This is a genomic window from Hyphomicrobium sp. 99 (assembly GCF_000384335.2).
Classification (GTDB): domain Bacteria; phylum Pseudomonadota; class Alphaproteobacteria; order Rhizobiales; family Hyphomicrobiaceae; genus Hyphomicrobium_B.
Genome location: NZ_KQ031382.1, coordinates 2,462,315 through 2,480,655, shown reverse-complemented (window position 1 = coordinate 2,480,655; position 18,341 = coordinate 2,462,315). Strand labels below are relative to the sequence as shown.

Sequence of the window (18,341 nt, the reverse complement as noted above, 5' to 3'; positions counted from 1 at the left end):
AAGAAGCAAGTGCGTTAAGGAAGTAGGCGGCAATGCTGGCAGATGCTCAAATCTACTTCGGCGTCGCCTTAGCGGGCCTCGCCAGCTTCCTTTCACCGTGCGTGTTGCCGCTCGTGCCACCCTATCTTGGCTATATCGGCGGAACGACGCTCGATCAGCTCACGGGTGAGGAGCGGATCGATCGGGGCGTTTGGGTGCGCGTCGTCATTTCCGCGGTCTTTTTCGTGTTGGGCTTCACGACCGTGTTCGTCAGCCTTGGAGCCGGAGCCAGCACGATCGGGCAGGTGCTGCTTTCCTATCGCGCCATTCTCGGAACACTCGCCGGCCTCGTCATCATTGCCTTCGGTCTGCATTTCCTCGGCATTTTCCGCATCCATCTTTTCTACAAGGAAGCGCGGTACTCGGCAGCCGCAATGGAAGCGAGCTTTGCCAGCTCCTACGTGATGGGGCTGGCGTTCGCGTTCGGGTGGACGCCTTGCATCGGGCCGGTGCTCGCCACCGTGCTGACGCTCGCGGCGAGTGCATCGAGCCTCTGGACAGGGGTCAGTCTTCTCCTCGTCTATTCGCTCGGGCTCGGCATTCCGTTCGTGCTCGCGGCGGTGGCTATCAGACCGTTCCTTGGCTTCATGAAGCGGTTCAAACGTCATTTCGAAACGCTCGAAAAGTTCATGGGCCTCTTGCTCGTCGTGACAGGTCTTCTGTTCGTTTTCGGCGCTCAGAACTGGTTCAGCCAGTGGATGATCGAAAATTTTCCGGCGCTGGGCCGTATCGAATCCTACGTCACGCCTTCTAATCTCGGATCCGAGATCTTGAAGAAGGGCATGCCCTAAGCAGGCTGAAATGAACGAGATGACGGCAGAGAGCGTCCCAATCGCGCTGACAATCGCCGGGTCCGATCCTTCGGGTGGCGCTGGCATTCAGGCCGATCTGAAGACGTTTTCCGCTTTCGGCATTTATGGCGCGACCATCGTCACGGCGCTGACGGCGCAAAATACACTCGGTGTGCAGGGCGTGTTTCCGATATCGCTCGAATTCATCGCCGCACAGTTTCATTCCGTCGTTTCCGATCTCAATGTTTCGTCGATCAAGACCGGAATGCTCGGCGACGCGGCGACGGTCGAGACGGTTGCCCGGCTTCTCGCGGAAGTTCCGGGCGTTCCGGTTGTCGTCGATCCGGTGATGGTCGCGACGAGTGGAGATGTGCTTCTGGCTGCCGATGCCATCGATGCGGTGCGTAACGCGCTTATTCCGAGGGCACAGCTGATCACGCCGAATATCCCGGAGGCCAGCAGGCTGCTCGATCGTGCGGAGGCTGCGACGGAAGACGAGATGCGCATGCAGGCCGAGGCGTTGATGTTATTCGGTTGCGGAGCCGTGCTCATCAAAGGTGGTCACGGCGCTGGCGCGGACGCCGTCGATGTTTTTTTCGATGGACGAGAGCATCGCATTTTCCGCAGGCCGCGCGTGGCGACGCGCAATACGCACGGCACCGGCTGCACGCTGTCGGCAGCGATCGCGGCGGGTCTGGCCGAGGGCAAGCCGCTGCCGGACGCTATCGAGGCTGGGAAGCTCTTTGTCTGGCGTGCGCTTCAGGCCGGCGCGGATATGCGGGTTGGCAGCGGCAACGGACCCGTCGACCACAATTTCGCGCTCAAGGAAGCGTAGCTTCACAATACGTTGAGAGTGATGTGTGAGCCGCATCTGTTGCGAGCGAGCATCTAGGAAGTTCGACTCTCACTGTGGGAAAAGCGTCAAGTCTTGCGCGGCATCAGAGACTTTGGCAGCTTGCGCGCGGTTTCGGCGTTATACGCCGTTCACAGACTCCGGGGGGAGCGCCAAGCTAAGTTTCGAGGGATTGAAACGGGGCTTGGCAAGAACCGGTCCGCCATTGGCGGGCCGGTTTTTTGTTGCCTAAGTGGCACAGATTCACGGTTTCCTCGCGCCTGAGTATTTCGGGCGGTGTGGCGGCGTTCAGATACACGTATTGTGAGAAGTAAGGTTAACGGCTGCTTATGCGTGGGGGCGCACGTCATGCGGAACTTTAAAACAGGTCGGGACACGATTCGTGTAGCCGCAATCGGCGCGGTCGCAGTCGCGGCTTGGTCCGGTGCGGCCTCGGCGGGCGGGTTCGACATTCACGAGCAGTCAACAGTGTTCCTCGGGTCGGCTTCGGCAGGCTCCGCGGCGGGCGGCAGCCTCGGGTCGATGTTCTGGAACCCGGCGGCGACGGCGCAATTCCCGGGTTTGAACTCGGAATCGTCCTACACGCTGATCCTGCCGGACGCGAAAGTGGACATCAAGGATTCGCCTTTTGGTCCCGGCAACAGCGGCAACATCGGTATCGATGCGACGACCAGCGCAAGCTACGGCGCATATCAAGTTTCAAAGGACGTTTGGCTCGGCATTGCAATCAACTCGCCGTTCGGCCTAGCCTCAAAGCCCGAGAATTCAGGTTATGTGGGCTCCTTCCTGGGCGTGACCTCGAAGTTTCTCACGGTCAACGCCAACCCGACGATCGCCTACCGCATCGCGCCGGGGATCACGATCGGCGCCGGCGTGCAGATCGAATGGGCGCAAACGAAGCTGCAATTCCGTGATTCTACGACTACCGTAGCTCAATTCGGGGGTACCGATTGGGCGTTCGGCGGCACGGCGGGTATCACGATTGAGCCGAGAGAAGGCACGACGATCGGCCTCGGTTACCGCTCTCAGATGACCCACGATCTCGAGGGAACCTTTCATTCGGTTCTCACCGGCGGCGCCAATGCCCCTGCAGTCGCCACGGTCAACCTTCCCGATATCGTGACGTTGAGCGGACGCCAGGTCATCACTCCGACCACAAGGCTTTTGGGCACGGTCGAATGGACGAACTGGAGCGTGTTCAAGGACCTTCCGATGTCAATTCCGGGCCATGAGTTGGCGGTCCAGGCGAACTGGCATGACGGTTGGTTTTTCTCCGTCGGCGGTGAATACGACTACTCGCCGCGTCTTACGCTACGCAGCGGCGTCGCCTATGAGCTGTCGCCGATCCAGGACGCTTCGGAAAGACTTGTGCAGATCCCCGACAACAATCGGGTCTGGTTGAGCGTCGGTGCGAGCTACAAGTGGAGCGATTCGATCACGCTCGATGCCGGTTATTCCCACATCTTCGTTCAGGACGGCGGCGTCAGCCTGTCCCCGCCGACATTTGACGGTCATGCAACAGGAGGGACCTTCTCCGGAACCGCCGAAGCATCGATCGATCTGTTCTCGGTCGGCATGCGGACGAAGTGGTAGGTCACTTCCTAGGCTAAAAACAAAAAAACCGGGCGCATCTGCCCGGTTTTTTTATGCGCGGTTCTCGATGGAAGCTTTAAGCGGCGTCGTCGACTTTCATCTCGTGCATGATGCTTTCGAGAATGCCTTCGAGCTTGTTTGCCGACGTTTCGAGCGCGGCCGCTGCGGAGACGACGCGGTTCGACTGTGCGGCTTGGGACTGGCTCATCGCGTAAAGCTTGCCGGCGTTGCGGGCGATTTCCTCGCAGCCCTTCGGATCGAACGGATTGGCCTGCAGTGACCACGCGATGTCGTGAATGTCTTCCGCCGCCTTCAGAATCGCTTGGCTCGGGAGAATGCTTTCATCGACCACGGGTCTCGCAAGCAAGGCGGCCCGCGTTTCGGCCATCTGCGCCTTGATAGATTCAATCTCAGCTTTGAGCTGACCGAGGAGGGCGGGCGGTTCGCGAAGCGAGGTTTGCAAGCGCTTGATCGCGTCCTCGAGAAGTGCACTGTCGAGCCTGCGTGCGCGGCGCCCGTGCTCTGCCAGAAACCAGCGCCCGCGAGCGGTTTCCAGCAGCGTCGTTTCGATAGCTCGATATTCGGTTTCAGTGTCGCTAGGGATGACCGATGTAAGAGCCTGCATGGCCGTTTTTTGCTCCGCAAAAATCAGCTTAATGAGTTACGCGATTCTCATGAGGCGCAGACACAACCTCCAGCTGAACGAAGCCGAACTGGTGGATCGTCCCCGGCAGTTCGACCTTATACGGTGACCTGAGCAAATTGAGCAGACGAGACCCAGGCATGAGCGTTGAAGGCCAAGCGAGGCGACGCTTTGCCGTGCCGGTGGCATTGTTCTTCGCCGCGCTCTTCGTTGTTTATGGGACGAACGTGCCGTTCATGCCGGTGTGGCTGGATTGGCGTGGACTAACGCCCGGCGAGATCAGCGTCGTCATTGCGGCTCCGCTCTTTCTCAGGCTGTTCGTCACCCCCGTCGTCGCCATGGCGGCTGATCGCGAGATGGCGCATCGCCGATACTTGATCATTTTCGCGTGGTTGAGCTTGGGCTTCGTGCTGGCGCTCGCCGCCTCTTCATCGTTCGGTACGATTCTCATTTTCGCGACGCTCCTCATGCTCTGCAACTCGACGATCATGCCGTTGATCGAGACGATCGCAGTGAATGGCATGCGCCATCGCGGGCTCGATTACGGCCGTATGCGTCTTTGGGGTTCGTTGTCGTTTGTCGCGGCGAGCTTTGGTGGCGGCGTCGCCATGAACGTGTTTGGAGGCGGTGCGGGCGTCTGGCTCGTTGCCTTCGGCTGCGCGCTGACCGTTGTCGCGGGACAGATTCTGCCGGCGCAAGACCGGTTCGAAGGGCCGGTGAAGCCATCGCTACCGCTTTGGCGGGCTGAGGCGCTGCGCGAATTGCTGAAGCAGCGGGAATTCCGCTTTTTCCTCGTCGCGGTGGGGCTCGCTATAGCCTCCCATGCAGCGTTTTACACGTTCGGCATTCTGATCTGGGAACGGCAAGGGCTCTCAGCCGCTTGGTCCGGCAGCCTCTGGGCGATTGGCGTCTTTGCGGAAGTGTTGCTGTTCGCTGTTTCCCGACACGTTATTCAACGTACTGGCGCGGCGCGATTGATCGCGCTCGGTGCGGCTGCCTCGATCGTGCGCTGGCTCGTCATGGCGTTCGACCCTCCGCTCGCCGTGCTCCTGCCGCTGCAACTCCTGCATGGCTTGACGTACGGCGCGACGCACATCGGTGCCATCCATTTCATTCACGATACCGTCGATAGGGAGAAGCAGGGCACGGCGCAGGCGCTTTATGCGACGATGTCTTCGGGCCTCGCCATGGGATGTTCGACATTGATCGCGGGATGGATCTACGCGAGCGGGGGATCGCTATCCTATCTCGCAATGGCTGCGATATCGATGATTTCGCTCGCCGCGGGTTTGTGGCTTGTCAAATCGCAGAGGGGTGCCGTCTTCACCGAGGTGAAATCTGCGTAAGCGACCTTAGCCCCAGAGTTCCGGCTCAGGCGGATAGATGATGCCGTTCTCCACGCGCAGGCCGTGTTCGCGATCATGCGCCAGGAGAAGGGGGCCATCGAGATCTATCCAGTCCGCTTCGGAAGCAAGCAGCATCGCAGGGGCAACGGCGAGCGAGGTCGCAACCATCGAGCCGACCATGATTTTGAGGTCATGCCGCCGGGCCTCGCGGACGAGGGCAATTGCGCCAGTCAGTCCGCCGGCCTTGTCGAGTTTCACGTTCACGGCGTCGTAAAGCGCGGCGAGGCGGGGAATGTCGGCGGCAGTGTGCACGCTTTCATCCGCACAGATCGGGACAGTGCGATCAATTCCGCGCAACGCTTCATCCTGGTCGGCGGGAAGCGGTTGCTCGATCAGTTCGATGCCGCACTCTGCCGCGACGGATATGAGGTTCTCAATGGTGTCGATTGTCCAAGCTTCGTTGGCGTCGACAAGCAGCCGCGCATCGGGACGCGCCGCGCGAACAGCTCGCATGCGGTCACCGTCGCCCGGACCTCCGAGCTTGAGTTTCAAAAGCGAAAGGTGGGGAACTTGCGCTGCCTTGTCGGCCATTGTCGCGGGCGCATCGAGGCTGAGCGTGAAGGACGTTGCCTTCGCGACAGGCGGGGCGAGGGCGGCGAGCTCGGCGACGCGAACGCCCGTGCATTTGCTTTCGAAATCCCAAAATGCGCAGTCGAGCGCGTTGAGTGCGGCGCCGGGCTTTAGATATGTCGCGAGATTGGTGCGAGTGGAAACGTGTCCTGCCACGCGCCGGATATCGTCGAGAACACCTGAGACCGTCTCCCCGTAGCGGGCATACGGCACAGCCTCGCCGCGGCCACGATGCTCGCCGTCGGAGATCGTTACGACCACGACTTCGGCTGCGGTCTTGGCACCGCGCGAAATGACGAAGGCTTCTTTCAGCGGCCAGGTTTCGCCGCGAGCTTCAATGGTTGGCGCCGTCATCGGAAATGGCCCGGATTTGCATCGGATTTGTTATCGCCGGGCTGAAGCGGGCGGCCAGCCCGCTAGCGAATACGACCAGCTGCGTGGGCGAGGAAGAGATACACCCGTCCGGTTTCGGAAACGAGATGGCCCTGCGCGGTGCGGCCCGTCGTATCTCGCGCTTCCGCTTCTTTGATGATCCGTTCGAAGTCCGCCAGGTAGCGGAAAACCGACTGGGACAGCTCATTGTCAGTTTTGACGCGATTGGCAATTTCGTCGAAAAGCGTGCGCGCTTCAGGGGCGTAGATGCTGCGGACGAGGACGTTGCGCTGTCCGGCGCGGATGCGATTCCAGATTGCGGCCGCAGTCGCCTGGTCGAGCGAGCGGGCAATCATTCCGACGTCGAGGCGGACGGGAGCCGGTGCTGGCGGCGGTTCGGGAGCAGGGGCGGGCGCTTCATCCTCGTGCGAGGCGCGGGCCAATAGATCGCCGAGTGACCATCCTTCGCGCGTTTCCGGCTGTGCCGTAGATCTTCCGCGGCTTGGCGGGCTCTCCTGCTGAACGAGAGAAGAGGTCAACGAGCCCGATAGGCGAGCCGGCGTCGGATCTGGGCGAATGATTTCGCGCGGTGCGTTGGCGCGCTGGGAGATCTGCGTCAGCTGTTCGATGGCGCGCAATTGATCTTGGAGGGCGCGGCGCATGGATTCCGCCGTCTCTCGCGTCGATGCCGGAAGGCGCGCCGCTTCTTCGCGGATGCGGGCCTGTTCACGGGCAAGGGTCGCTGCGGCTTCGGCCGCGCGGAGGCGGGTTTCGTCCGACGCGGACGATAGGTGGTTCGTCAACGTTTCGAATTCGCGCGAGAGTTCGCCCGATACGTTCTGGAAGCGGTTGCGGAGATCGGCAAGCGCCCGGTCGCCCTGGGCTTCGGTTTCGTGCTTGACGCGATCGAGTTCGGCCATCAGGGCGCGTGAACGGTTTTCAGCACTGTCGCGCAGCTCTTCGGCGATGGCTCTCGCCTTGAGTTCGATGTTGGAGAACGAGCCTTCGAGGTTCGTCGAGTAACCGGCGATGGTGCGTCCGAATTCGTCGGCCTTGCCGGAAAGGCGATCGAGGGTGTGGGATAGCTCGGCGTGGCGCGACTGAAGCGTCGTTTCGATTTTGAGGTTCGCAGTGTCGAGCACATTTGCGGCTTTGAGAATTTGCTCGCCCTGGTTCTCGAAGCGGTCGGTGACGCCGTGGATTTGCGAGAACAGGTTTTCGGCGACGTTTTGGAGTACGCCAGACTGCTTTGAAAGCCCGTCGATGGCCTTCATCGTCTGACGCGTGATGTTTTCGCTGGTGCGGCGCACGGCGTTGATGCCGTTCATCACGGAATCGTCGAGTTCGGCCGCCTGATGCGCGATCGTTTCGCGGAATGTACGCGAATGCAATTCGAGCGCGTTGGTAAGCAGCGATGCCTTTTCGCTGACGGCGGTATCGATCGCCGACGTCGAGCGCACGATCTGATCGTCGAAGAGTTCGAGGCGCTTCTGGAAGGCTTCGTCGAGCGAGCGGGTGCGTTCTACAAGCTGAACGTCGAGCGCCTGGGCACGATTTGACAGCGTCGTGTCGAGCGCCAGGGCGTATTCCTCGAAGACAGTCTGCAAATTCTCGGTGCGATTGCCGAGTGTCGTGTCGAGGGTTTGCATATAGCCGTCGAACGTCGCGCGCATCTGCTCGGTTCGGGCACCGAGGGCCGTCGAGAACGCGGATGTATAGTCTTCGAGAACGGACTGCAGTTGCAGGGTGCGCGATCCGACCGCGTTTTCGAAACGGCCGGTCGCGGTTGCCAACGAGCCTTCGAGGTTCGCGAGGTTTTCGCCCGCGTTCGAAATGATGCCCCGCAACGTCAGCTGCTGCTGCGAAAGCTTTTCGATCAGCGTCGGGATTTCGGTGCCGAGCGTTTTCAGTGTCTCGGTGACGTTCGTCGATGTGTCGAGAAGGGCGTGGCGTTCGCCGCCCAATTCGTTGATCAGCTCACGGATGCGGCGTTCGTTGTGCTCGTAGGAACGTTCAAGTTCGGCGACATGATTGTGCACGAGCGCTTCGAGTTCGCCAGCGCGGCCCAGGGCGCGCGATACGGCGTCGTTCATGAATGAGACTTGGCGGCGGACCGCTTGGCCGAGGCTTGCGATCGATTGCTCGGCGGTTCGGTCGGGCTCCGCGAGGCGAATGGCGACTTCGCTCATCGTCGCGGATTTGAGGGCGAGGGAGGCGATGTGCCAGTTCAGCAGAGCCAGCAGCCAGATAATTCCGATCGGCGCGACGATGGCGGTGATGGTGTAGAACGTTGCCGGTTGTAGCAGGAGCGAGGAAAGCGACTCGCCTGCCTGCCAGCCGGGCGCCATCGTCAGCGCGCCGACGGTCAGCCCGACGACGGCCCAGACGGCGCTTCCAATCGCGGCAAAACGGAAGACCTTGCTCGATGGCTTTTGTTCGAGCGCGTAGATCAGGCCGCCGATGCTCGGCACATCGTCGTTTGCGGCAATCTTTCCGCGTACGGGACCTGCGGGGCGGCGACGCGCAACGCGACGGCTCGGCGGCTCGTCGTTGGCGGTTTCATTATCGGCTTGGAGGGGCGTCGGGGGCGATGGCCGTGCGTTGTCCTCGCCGAGTAACGGCGGCGGCGGTGGCAGGGCCAGGGGGGTGTCGATAGAGCCTTTTTGAAGCGATGATGGGTTCGTCGCCTGGCCTGTCGCTTGGCGCAAAGCGTCAGGAGCGCTCAATGTAGGCTCCGCCGATGCCGGCTGCGTTTTGCCGCCGATAGCCATGAGCTTCGCAATTTGATCCTGCGACATTGCGCAATGCCCCCCACTCGATCCGGTACGCGACACAAGCCCGTGCGCTTCAGGCCCACCGGAACTCCCATTCGCACCCTATAATATTTTTACTTGGTTACAAAATGGAAACACATGGGTAACCATACGGAATGTCTATGCATCTAAACGACTTAGTGAGTTGGACCGGTTAATGCGGCCGGATTGCGGCCAAGTTCGTCCGGCGGGGCCGCCTGCGGCCTCAAGCCAATAGGTTAAGTAGCGGTTTACAGGAATGGCCGAAACACGCAGGGCCGCTTTACCCAGAGTTATCGCGCATTTGCGACCATAATATTCTGACGACTCGCCATGGCAGAGCTATGGTCGCAACGATGCAAAGTGCGTTTCAAGTGCCTGAGATGGATGCACAGCCGGCTCGGCCGTTCGATGTCGAGTCCCCGGATAACCGGGGGGGTGCGAATGAATTGCCGGTCGATCTCGCGCATTTGCGGCGCTACACGCTTGGGGATAAGGCGCTGGAAGACGAGGTTCTTCAGCTTTTCCTAGCGCAACTTCCCGAGACATTGGCGGCTTTGCGCTCAGCTGCGACAGAACGGGACTGGAAGATCGCGGCACATACGCTCAAGGGATCGAGCCGGGCGGTCGGGGCTTGGCGGATTGCCACATTGGCGCAGCAGGCTGAGGCACTTCGGGGAAATGAGGCCGAAGCCTGCTTGGATGCGATATCCAAACTGGAAGCGGCAGTGTCGGAAGCCCGCACGTTCGTCCATCAATCCGATAAGCTCGGCTAAGCGCCGCAGCCACAGCATTTGCGCGTCGCAGGGACGCGCGTGCCCGTTCGGCTTGAAATGCGTGCGGTGTCCCTCTAAGTGTGCGCGCTAACTTAATCATCCCCTTTCGCTAGCCGCCGCCTATGAGTGGCCTTTTCAGCTTTGAGGACGCGTACGCAACCATGACGAAAATAACGTTCATCCAACCCGACGGCGAGAGTCAGACGGTGGAAGCGGAAAACGGTTTGACCGTCATGGAGGCCGCTAAGCTTAACGATATCGCGGGCATCGAGGCCGAATGCGGCGGCGCGTGCGCCTGCGCAACCTGCCACGTGTACGTGGACGAGGCATGGCGGGACAAAACGGGCAAGGCTGCCGACATGGAAGAGGACATGCTGGATTTCGCGTTCGATGTCCGCGAAGGCAGCAGGCTCTGCTGCCAGATCAAGATCACGGACGCTCTCGATGGGCTCGTCGTCCGCGTGCCGGCAAAACAGTTCTGAACGCAGTCAGCTTTTTCAACGGGCGATCGAAATGATCGAAACTACTCCTGCAGCGGCCGAAACTTCCGAAGTTCTGGAGGCCGCTGAAACCTCCGGGCCGATCGAAACCGATGCCGTTGTCATCGGCGCGGGGCCTTGCGGTCTCTTCGCGGTTTTCGAGCTGGGGCTTCTCGATATCAAATCGCATGTGATCGATATCCTCGACCGCCCCGGCGGACAGTGTGCGGAGCTTTATCCCGAGAAGCCGATCTATGACGTTCCAGCGCTTCCCGTCGTGACGGGGCAAGAGCTGACCGACCGGCTGATGGAGCAGATCAAGCCGTTCGGGCCGCAATTTCATTTCAACGAACGCATCGATGCATTGAGCCGCGAGGCTGACGGCCGCTTTCGCCTGACGACGGACGCTGGCACTGAGTTTCTGTCTAAGGTCGTCGTCGTCGCTGCGGGTGGCGGATCCTTCACGCCGAAGCGTCCGCCGCTCAACGGCATCGAAGAGTACGAAGGCAAGTCGGTCTTCTATTCCGTCCGCAAGATCGAAACGATGCGCGGGCACGATATCGTTATCGTCGGTGGTGGTGACAGTGCGCTCGACTGGACGCTCAATCTCGCGCCGGTTGCAAAGAGCCTGACGCTCATTCATCGCCGCGACGAGTTTCGCGCCGCGCCGCATTCCGTCGAGAAGATGCGCAAGCTCGTCGAAGAGTCGAGCGTTCGTCTGCTCATCGGTCAGGTCACGGGGCTCGAGGGCGCGAACGGGCAGCTGTCGGCGCTTGACGTCAAGACAGCTTCAGGAACCGAGCGCATTGCCTGCTCGGCCATGCTGCCGTTCTTCGGTTTGACGATGAAGCTCGGGCCTGTCGCCAACTGGGGTCTCAATCTTCACGAGAACCTCATTCTCGTCGACACCGAGCGGTTCGAGACCAACGAACACGGCATCTTCGCGATCGGCGATATCAATTGGTACCCTGGCAAGCTGAAGCTCATTCTGTCGGGCTTCCATGAGGGTGCGCTGATGGCGCAGGCCGCGCACAGGATCGTCTATCCGGACAAGAAGCTCCTGTTCCAGTACACGACCTCGTCGTCCAGCCTGCAGAAAAAACTTGGCGTGAAGTAGCGCGTCACTCCGAAGAGGGAGACGCGGTTTTCGCCAAACCGTTGCGCATCAGCCGGCGCAACGGCTGAGGCAGTTTCTTGAGCGCGGTCTTGATGCGTCCGCGTAAGAAACCAAGGTAAGCCCGCGCGTAGATTTCGCCTCGGAGCGTGAGCGGCTTCACCCAGTCGACAACGCTGCCCGACTTATCGCACCAGTCGAATTTGTAATCATCGCCCGGTGCCAGCATGTCGAGTGCGTCGAAGCGTTCTGCGTATCCATCCTTCAAGCTCTGCTCGAGAAGCAGGACGCCGGCGCCCGATTTCTCGAACGCGAGATTGAAGACGATGAGATGCATCGCAAGTCGCGCTTTGCAGGCGAAGGACACTTCGAGAGCTGCGATCTCGCCGTTCGATTTGAGCGCCGAGACAATGCAGCCCGTGGGTTTCGTTTTGCCTTCGGCAAGATCAGCGAAAAGACCCGCCATTCGCCGGTCGGCGATGGCGTTCGAAAGCAGGCCGCGCGATTTGAGCCACTCCGCTTTGAGCGCGACGGCTTCGACGGCGAGCTGACGTGCTTCTTCTCCGCCATGCAGACGAAGAAACTCGATCGGACCTTTTTCTTCGAGGCGACGGAAGAGGCGGCGGCGGTTTTTTCGGGTCTTGCTTGAGTAGCGTTGTTCGAATGCTTGGAAATCGTTCGCCGACGTCAGATCCATGTAGGGGGCGAGCTGGCGGTCGGCGGCGGTAGCTGAGATGTCCGCCATCAGCGGCGCGACGTTAGCATCTTCCCTTACGCGGCGTAGGCGGAGGATGTCGGCTCGGGTTTGCGTGCGCAGGAATTCGTATGCGGCTCGGAGGATTGCACCCTTATCCTCGACGGCGTCGATCAGCACGTCGCCGTATTGGCTGACCGGCTCGCCCATCCAGAAAACTTGCGTGATGCCGCGCACGCGCTCGGAGACGAGGGGCCATACCATGACCAGGCGACCGTCGCGGTGAGCTGTGATGAGCCGGAGTTTCAGTCCGCTCGATCGGCTGCGACGCTCGCGGAGATCCGGCTCATGCAGATAATGATTGGCCCAGTGCCAGCAGAAGCTGAAGGTTTGAAAGACGTTTGCTGGATTGCCTGCACGCGCGAAGAGATCGTTCCAATCGGCTTCGAGCGCATCGAATGCTCGGCGCTCGGTGATGAGATCGAATTCGCAAAACGTGGGATGCCGGACGACGTTGGGTGAACGGTCTTCTTGCAAAGCCGGCAGCTCGAAAGATGTCAGCGAACGGGCGGCAACGCTCATGGCTCAGCACGATCTGGATTGGCGGGGGTGGGCCCGGGCTTCAGGATTTCCTTCTGAAGGTGTAGCGGGGAAATGTTAGGTGAGCGTTACACGGCCTAAGTCTGAGGAATGTCCTTAGACGTGTGCAATTTCGAGAAAAGCCAGCAGCGTCAGCAAAATAGCGGTCAGTCCAAGGACGACCTTGCCACGGCGTGTCGGTGCAGCCGTTCCCATCACGAGTGCTGCGATCAGCACGGCCGCCGGAAAAAGATTGAGCGGCACGAGGGCCGCCGGGCCGATCGATCCTCGACTTGCCGGATACTCCAGCCCGATCCAGATGCTCGCCGCGATCGCCAGTAAAAGCGCACCGGCGAGACGAGGCCATAGGCCGGTGGTCGGCCGCGCCAACCCGGCGATCGCGAGTGCCGTGAGCGGCACGATCAACAGGACGAGGCCAGCGACGGCTTTAATAGCGATTTCGGTCCAGAGAATCTGCTGCACGCGTGCGTTCCGGCAAAGCGCGAAAGATCGAAAGCAGCGAACGGGCCCGCGTCAGTTTTCGAAGACGTGCTTCGTATCAACGCCCTCGGAACTCGTCGATCCGCCGCCCCATCCGCTGAGGATTCCGCCGCTATCTTCCGAAGGTTCAGGAGGCGCGGGCGTGTAGTCTCCCCCAAGGTGCCTAGTCAGCGCGAGCTTTATGCGCGCGACTTTCAGCGGGGTGCAATAGTCGGCGCCCTTATCGGCCAGGGCTTTCGAGACGCCGTTGAATGCCGTGTCGTAGACCTGCGGAAGCTTTGCGGCATCGGCGGGATTGGCGGCGCTCTCGGACGTGAGGAACTGGTTTTTGAGTTTTACCGGGTCGAAATTATAGCCGCACTTGATAGCGCGCGCGGACGTCGCTGCGACGTCCATCGTTCGTGCGAGCGGATCATTCGGATTGGCGTTTGCCTGCGCGGCCTTCGACTCACCCCCAAGGAGGGAGCCCGTCGTCGGAAGGCTGGGCAGCGAAGCGCCGCAACCGCCGAGAGCGGCAGTGGAAATCGCCACGAGAAAGATCTTAACGTTCTTCATTGGGATGTTCCCCCCACCCCTCATTTTCCAATTCATTGTCCCAGGCTTAGCGCAAGGTCAATGCTTAGAATCGAGTTTGCCACATTCAGAGCTTAACGGTTTGCGGCACAACTCAACAGTCGCCTTAGGGATCTTACACACCGAACTGCGTCGGAACGACGATTTCAGCGCATCAAAGCGCGCATTCCGGCATCGAGACCATCAAGCGTCAGTGGAAACATGCGGCCGCCAAGCAGTTGCCGGACGATGCCGATGGAGGGCGTCCAGTCCCAATGCTGCTCATCGACCGGATTGAGCCAAATGGCGTGCTTATAGATGTCGGTCACTCGCTTTAGCCAGACGGCGCCGGGCTCCTCGTTCATGTGTTCGACCGAGCCGCCCGCGACGGTGATCTCGTAGGGGCTCATCGAGGCATCGCCGATGAAAATGACTTTGTAGTCGGCTGGGTAGGTGTGGAGCACCTGCCATGTATCGATTTTGTTCGTGTAACGGCGGGCGTTCTCTTTCCAGACACCCTCGTAGAGACAATTGTGGAAGTAGTAGTATTCGAGGTGCTTGAACTCGGCGCGAGCGGCGGAGAACAGATCTTCGACCTCACGAATGTGATCGTCCATCGAGCCGCCGATGTCGAAGAACATCAGAAGCTTTACGGCATTGTGCCGCTCGGGGCGAAGGCGAACGTCGAGATAGCCTTTCTCGGCGGTGCCGCGGATCGTGCTGTCGAGATCGAGCTCGGAGGCGGCGCCGGAGCGTGCGAATTGGCGTAAGCGCCGAAGCGCGACCTTGATCGTCCGTGTGCCGATTTCAGCTGTGCCCGCGAGATCCTTGAATTCGCGTTTATCCCAAACCTTGATGGCACGGCGATGCCGGCTCTCGTGCTGGCCGATGCGAATGCCTGCGGGATTATATCCGTATGCCCCGTAAGGGGAGGTGCCGCCGGTGCCGATCCACTTGTTGCCGCCCTGGTGGCGCTCCTTCTGTTCGGCGAGGCGCTTCTTCAGCTCCTCCATGATCTTGTCCCAGCCGCCGAGTTCCTCGATCTTCTTTTTGTCCTCTTCGGAGAGGTGAAGCGTGCTGATCCGGCGAAGCCATTCCTCGGGGATTTCGGCTTCGATGGCTTCGGGCAGAAGGTCAATTCCCTTGAAGACGTGCGCGAAGATCTGGTCGAAACGATCGAGGTTTCGCTCGTCCTTAATGAGGGTGGCCCGGGCGAGATAATAGAAGTCCTCGACGCGGCCGCCTGCAACGCCGGCGCCGACGGCCTCGAGCAGCGTCAGATATTCCTTAAGGGTTACCGGCAGTTTGGCCGAGCGAAGCTCGGTGAAAAAAGTCTCGAACATATGAGAGAGGTAAGCGCTTTGGCGTGCCGGGACAATGCGGCCCTAGAGCCAGCGATTGCACCCAAAGCAAAGAAGCCGCCTGGGCGGGCGGCTTCTCTTATTTTGGCTATCGAGGTGATCAGTAGTTGATCAGACCACCGAAGGAAAAGTACTGGAAGTCATCGAAGCGTATGTCGGAGTTATCGTCATATTCGAGGTGACGATACTTGAGCCATACCGACATCGCTGCAGCGTCGATTTCCTGGACGATACCACCGCCCCAGAGCTTGGTGGTGTCCTTATTGGCGGCGCTGAAGTCTCCGGCAGCCGTGAAGCCATCGACACCCGATGATGCGAAGATGCCTTCGCCGTGAGCGTGTTCATACTCGGCGTAGAGGACCGTATGACCCAGCGGGTTCCAGCGCTGACGGATGCCGCCTTTGAGGTACCACGTCTCCGATTGGCCCCTGGTTCCGGTCAGGTTCGTCGGATCATCGTAATCATTGTGGCCGTAGGCGCCGTACATCCAAAGACCGGTCGGAACATGCTCAGCATAGGCACCAGCCTGGAAGTACCGCTGCGTGTTGTTAAGGACGACGAAGCCACTCGATGTGTTGCAGCAAAGTTCGTCGGTGCTTTCGGCATACGACGCGACGGCCGCAACTTTGAAGTCGTGCCATTCGCCAGCGTAGCGAGTCGTGATGGCCCAGATGTCATCCTCGCCCCACGATGCCGATACGGAGAAGCCGCCGAAGGTCGGCGAGTCGTAGCGAACGACATTGCGCGGTACGCCGTCGCAGTCGCCCAAGGCACCGCCAAAGCTCTGGCAAAAATTGCCTCCCCAGACTGCGGGCGACAGAGTGCCCGTACCCTTTTCGCGGATGAAAAAGCTATTGTAGTCGAAGGCCACCCAGTTGGCCGGAACGAGAGAGCCCGAACCGTCGACGAGGATTGCCGCGTTATCGGCCGCATCCGATGCCTTGCCGATCGAAACCTTGCCGAGCTGATCGCTCTTGACGAACCAGTACGACTGCAAGGTACTGACACCGTTTACAGTGTGTGGCACCAAGAGTGCGTTCGGTCCATCGACGACGTTTTGGCTGGTCGTCAAGCTGTCGGAGCCAGTGGCTTCGAGGTGCAGAACGTAACCGGCGTACCAACCCGGTAAGATCGTCGCCTGGCCCGTGAACTTCACGTGGCTGGCGATCGTCGAACCGAGATCGGTGACGTAGGTGTTCGATTCGCGGCCATCGTCCCACCACATGACCTGCTGGCCAACCCAACCCGAAACCGTGAGGGAGACCTTGCGGTTGCCCTTACGTGCCGTCGTCGCTTCCAGCTCTGCGATTCGTTCCTCGAGGTCTGCACAGCAGTTGCCGCCGAGGTCCGCTGCAGAGGCGCTCGTGGCGAATCCGCCAGCGAGGACGCCTGCAGCCACCAGAGCGCCTACCCTAAATTTCGTCATTCTGCCTTCTCCCGTCTTCAGCACTTCTAGCCTGAACGCAGTACTTCGGCGTTCGCCGTAGTCGGCCACTCCCGGAGCAGCCTGAGGCTGAACACCTGCCAAGTGACTTCGCCGCTTGAGGGGGAGATTAGTGATTCGTACGTTCGCAACAATTCAGGTTTGCGATTCGCATATTTATTCCCAGGTGGTGTAGGAAAAGCTCATTCAGATCAATTGTCTTTGTGCGTCTGAAAATGTGAATTGAAAAACAGTAGGTTGCGAATGCGGGTATCGACTGAGTAGCAACACGCTATAGTTGCCCGCCGGCCACGGCGTCGAATTCGTGCGACACGAAAAAAGGCCGCCCAAATTGGGCGGCCTTCCTATTTCGAGACTGTATCGGTCAGATCAGTAGTTGATCAGAGCGCCGAAGGTGAATTCGTTGAAGTTGTCGTAGGAGTTACCGGAGTTATCATCGTAAGAGAGGTTCCGGTACTTCAGCCACACCGACATTGCAGCTGCATCGATTTCCTGAACGATACCACCGCCGGCAACTCGAACGGAGTCATGCGTGGCGCCGATGAAAGTATCAGCCGACTGTGAGAACTGACCGCTACCGCGGATCTTCTCATACTCACCGTAAAGCACGGTGTGTCCGAGTGGGTTCCAGCGCTGACGGATACCGCCCTTGCCATACCACGTCTCAGACTGGCCGGAGCCAGCAAAGTCGTAGTCATCATGACCGTACGCGCCGTAAGCGAACAGACCCGTCGGGATGTGTTCGACGTATGCGCCGGCCTGGAAGTAGCGCTGCGTAGCATTGTACACTTGGGGACCGATCAGTCCGTGATTCAGAGCCTCGTCGGTGCTTTCGGCATAAGATGCCACCGCAGCGACTTTGAAGTCAGCCCATTCACCGGCGTAACGCGTGGTGACGGCCCAGATGTCGTCTTCACCCCATGAAGCCGATACCGAGAAACCACCGAAAGTTGGCGAGTCGTAACGAACGACGTTGCGAGGTGCACCAAAGCAGTCGCCCCAGGCGCCGCCAGCGGCTTGGCAATAGTCGCCGCCCCAGATGAGGCCGGTGCTTGCGTTAGAACCTTTGTAGCGGACGCCGAAGGAAAGAACGTCGAACGCTACCCAGTTGGCGGGAACGAGCGAGCCCGAACCGTCAACGAGGATTGCTGCGTTGTCAGCCGCGTCAGATTGCTTACCGACCGAGACCTTACCCAGCTGATCGCTCTTGATGAACCAGAACGACTGCAGCGTCGAAACGCCGTTGGACGTGCCGGTCAGCAGGTTCTTGCCGTCGGGTGTATTCTGGCTTGTCGTCAAGCTGTCGGAGCCGATGGCTTCCAGGTGCAGAACGTAACCAGCCGTCCAGCCCGGAAGGATCGTCGCCTGACCCGTGAACTTCACGTGGCTGGCGAGCGTCGAACCGAGATCGGTGACGTACGTGTTCGACTCGTGACCGTCATCCCAGTACGTAACCTGCTGGCCAACCCAGCCGGAGACCGTGAGGGAGACCTTGCGGTTGCCCTTACGTGCCGTTGTTGCTTCGAGTTCAGCGATCCGCTCCTCGAGGTCTGCGCAGCAGTTGCCTCCGAGATCAGCTGCGGATGCACTGCCGGTCGACAGGCTACCTGCAACCAGGCCTGCCGCCATAAGCGCACTCAGACTATATTTGTTCATGAATTAGCTCCCGTCTGCTTCGACTTGAGGAATGAGGACGGAACAGACTGTTCAGCCCAACACTCTTCTTCCCGTAGTGCTTATTCTTAACCGTCCTCAAACCCGTCTTCTGCGGTTACGGGCTTC

Annotated in this window: 16 protein-coding genes; 7 read left to right on the top strand and 9 right to left on the bottom strand. The window is 60.0% G+C overall.

All coding sequences use genetic code 11. From position 1 onward, the window contains the following. Positions 1 to 32 precede the first annotated feature (32 nt). The 3 genes from G359_RS11905 (at position 33) to G359_RS11895 (ending at position 3,276) form a co-directional block, all read left to right on the top strand. Positions 33 to 830 (top strand): cytochrome c biogenesis CcdA family protein, encoded by a 798-nt coding sequence (locus tag G359_RS11905; protein ID WP_045836310.1) that lies wholly within the window; start codon positions 33 to 35, stop codon positions 828 to 830. A gap of 19 nt (positions 831 to 849) precedes the next feature. After that, positions 850 to 1,665: a bifunctional hydroxymethylpyrimidine kinase/phosphomethylpyrimidine kinase gene (thiD, locus tag G359_RS11900; RefSeq protein ID WP_045837939.1), complete on the top strand. Its 816-nt coding sequence runs from the start codon at positions 850 to 852 to the stop codon at positions 1,663 to 1,665. 366 nt (positions 1,666 to 2,031) lie between these two features. After that, the gene (locus G359_RS11895) at positions 2,032 to 3,276 is read left to right on the top strand and encodes an OmpP1/FadL family transporter (protein WP_045837938.1); all 1,245 of its coding nucleotides are present in this window, start codon (positions 2,032 to 2,034) and stop codon (positions 3,274 to 3,276) included. A gap of 76 nt (positions 3,277 to 3,352) precedes the next feature. Here G359_RS11895 and G359_RS11890 read toward each other — a convergent pair whose 3' ends face one another. After that, positions 3,353 to 3,901, bottom strand: a complete 549-nt coding sequence (locus tag G359_RS11890; RefSeq protein WP_045836309.1) for a hypothetical protein — start codon at positions 3,899 to 3,901, stop codon at positions 3,353 to 3,355. A 158-nt stretch (positions 3,902 to 4,059) separates the two neighbouring features. On the opposite strand from G359_RS11890, the gene G359_RS11885 reads away from it, so the two are divergent. Next, positions 4,060 to 5,265, top strand: coding sequence for an MFS transporter (locus tag G359_RS11885; RefSeq protein ID WP_045836308.1), 1,206 nt, complete (start codon positions 4,060 to 4,062; stop codon positions 5,263 to 5,265). A 6-nt stretch (positions 5,266 to 5,271) separates the two neighbouring features. Here the strand turns inward: G359_RS11885 and dgcA are convergent, their stop codons facing one another. Then, positions 5,272 to 6,249 carry an N-acetyl-D-Glu racemase DgcA gene (gene dgcA / locus G359_RS11880; protein WP_045836307.1) on the bottom strand — a complete coding sequence of 326 codons (978 nt, stop codon included), beginning with the start codon at positions 6,247 to 6,249 and terminating at the stop codon, positions 5,272 to 5,274. A gap of 62 nt (positions 6,250 to 6,311) precedes the next feature. After that, entirely contained in the window at positions 6,312 to 9,065 is a 2,754-nt protein-coding gene (locus G359_RS11875; protein WP_045836306.1) for a coiled-coil domain-containing protein, read from the bottom strand. 443 nt (positions 9,066 to 9,508) lie between these two features. Between G359_RS11875 and G359_RS11870 the strand changes: the two genes are divergently transcribed. From G359_RS11870 to G359_RS11860, 3 genes are all read left to right on the top strand, one after another. After that, positions 9,509 to 9,835 (top strand): Hpt domain-containing protein, encoded by a 327-nt coding sequence (locus G359_RS11870; RefSeq protein WP_245280003.1) that lies wholly within the window; start codon positions 9,509 to 9,511, stop codon positions 9,833 to 9,835. Positions 9,836 to 9,996: 161 nt separating this feature from the next. Further along, the gene (locus tag G359_RS11865) at positions 9,997 to 10,317 is read left to right on the top strand and encodes a 2Fe-2S iron-sulfur cluster-binding protein (protein ID WP_045837936.1); all 321 of its coding nucleotides are present in this window, start codon (positions 9,997 to 9,999) and stop codon (positions 10,315 to 10,317) included. A 31-nt stretch (positions 10,318 to 10,348) separates the two neighbouring features. After that, on the top strand, positions 10,349 to 11,431 hold the full coding sequence (locus G359_RS11860; protein ID WP_082072908.1) for an NAD(P)/FAD-dependent oxidoreductase: 1,083 nt from the start codon (positions 10,349 to 10,351) through the stop codon (positions 11,429 to 11,431). Positions 11,432 to 11,435: 4 nt separating this feature from the next. Here the strand turns inward: G359_RS11860 and G359_RS11855 are convergent, their stop codons facing one another. The 6 genes from G359_RS11855 to G359_RS11830 form a co-directional block, all read right to left on the bottom strand. Next, a complete protein-coding gene (locus G359_RS11855) occupies positions 11,436 to 12,704 on the bottom strand; it encodes a GNAT family N-acetyltransferase (protein ID WP_045836305.1) in 1,269 nt (422 codons plus the stop codon). A gap of 114 nt (positions 12,705 to 12,818) precedes the next feature. After that, positions 12,819 to 13,184 carry a hypothetical protein gene (locus G359_RS11850; protein WP_045836304.1) on the bottom strand — a complete coding sequence of 122 codons (366 nt, stop codon included), beginning with the start codon at positions 13,182 to 13,184 and terminating at the stop codon, positions 12,819 to 12,821. Positions 13,185 to 13,235: 51 nt separating this feature from the next. After that, a complete protein-coding gene (locus G359_RS11845) occupies positions 13,236 to 13,757 on the bottom strand; it encodes a hypothetical protein (RefSeq protein ID WP_045836303.1) in 522 nt (173 codons plus the stop codon). 164 nt (positions 13,758 to 13,921) lie between these two features. Continuing rightward, positions 13,922 to 15,097 (bottom strand): vWA domain-containing protein, encoded by a 1,176-nt coding sequence (locus G359_RS11840; RefSeq protein WP_045836302.1) that lies wholly within the window; start codon positions 15,095 to 15,097, stop codon positions 13,922 to 13,924. Between the two features lie 118 nt (positions 15,098 to 15,215). Beyond that, positions 15,216 to 16,541 (bottom strand): porin, encoded by a 1,326-nt coding sequence (locus tag G359_RS11835; RefSeq protein ID WP_045837934.1) that lies wholly within the window; start codon positions 16,539 to 16,541, stop codon positions 15,216 to 15,218. Between the two features lie 387 nt (positions 16,542 to 16,928). Continuing rightward, entirely contained in the window at positions 16,929 to 18,215 is a 1,287-nt protein-coding gene (locus G359_RS11830) for a porin family protein (RefSeq protein WP_045836301.1), read from the bottom strand. Positions 18,216 to 18,341 lie beyond the last annotated feature (126 nt).

Excerpts from the sequence above, each read along its gene's own strand:
- G359_RS11905 (WP_045836310.1), top strand. The coding sequence starts at position 33 with ATGCTGGCAGATGCTCAAATCTACTTCGGCGTCGCCTTAGCGGGCCTC.
- thiD (WP_045837939.1), top strand. The coding sequence starts at position 850 with ATGACGGCAGAGAGCGTCCCAATCGCGCTGACAATCGCCGGGTCCGAT.
- G359_RS11895 (WP_045837938.1), top strand. The coding sequence starts at position 2,032 with ATGCGGAACTTTAAAACAGGTCGGGACACGATTCGTGTAGCCGCAATC.
- G359_RS11890 (WP_045836309.1), bottom strand. The coding sequence starts at position 3,901 with ATGCAGGCTCTTACATCGGTCATCCCTAGCGACACTGAAACCGAATAT.
- G359_RS11885 (WP_045836308.1), top strand. The coding sequence starts at position 4,060 with ATGAGCGTTGAAGGCCAAGCGAGGCGACGCTTTGCCGTGCCGGTGGCA.
- dgcA (WP_045836307.1), bottom strand. The coding sequence starts at position 6,249 with ATGACGGCGCCAACCATTGAAGCTCGCGGCGAAACCTGGCCGCTGAAA.
- G359_RS11875 (WP_045836306.1), bottom strand. The coding sequence starts at position 9,065 with ATGTCGCAGGATCAAATTGCGAAGCTCATGGCTATCGGCGGCAAAACG.
- G359_RS11865 (WP_045837936.1), top strand. The coding sequence starts at position 9,997 with ATGACGAAAATAACGTTCATCCAACCCGACGGCGAGAGTCAGACGGTG.
- G359_RS11860 (WP_082072908.1), top strand. The coding sequence starts at position 10,349 with ATGATCGAAACTACTCCTGCAGCGGCCGAAACTTCCGAAGTTCTGGAG.
- G359_RS11855 (WP_045836305.1), bottom strand. The coding sequence starts at position 12,704 with ATGAGCGTTGCCGCCCGTTCGCTGACATCTTTCGAGCTGCCGGCTTTG.
- G359_RS11845 (WP_045836303.1), bottom strand. The coding sequence starts at position 13,757 with ATGAAGAACGTTAAGATCTTTCTCGTGGCGATTTCCACTGCCGCTCTC.
- G359_RS11840 (WP_045836302.1), bottom strand. The coding sequence starts at position 15,097 with ATGTTCGAGACTTTTTTCACCGAGCTTCGCTCGGCCAAACTGCCGGTA.
- G359_RS11835 (WP_045837934.1), bottom strand. The coding sequence starts at position 16,541 with ATGACGAAATTTAGGGTAGGCGCTCTGGTGGCTGCAGGCGTCCTCGCT.
- G359_RS11830 (WP_045836301.1), bottom strand. The coding sequence starts at position 18,215 with ATGAACAAATATAGTCTGAGTGCGCTTATGGCGGCAGGCCTGGTTGCA.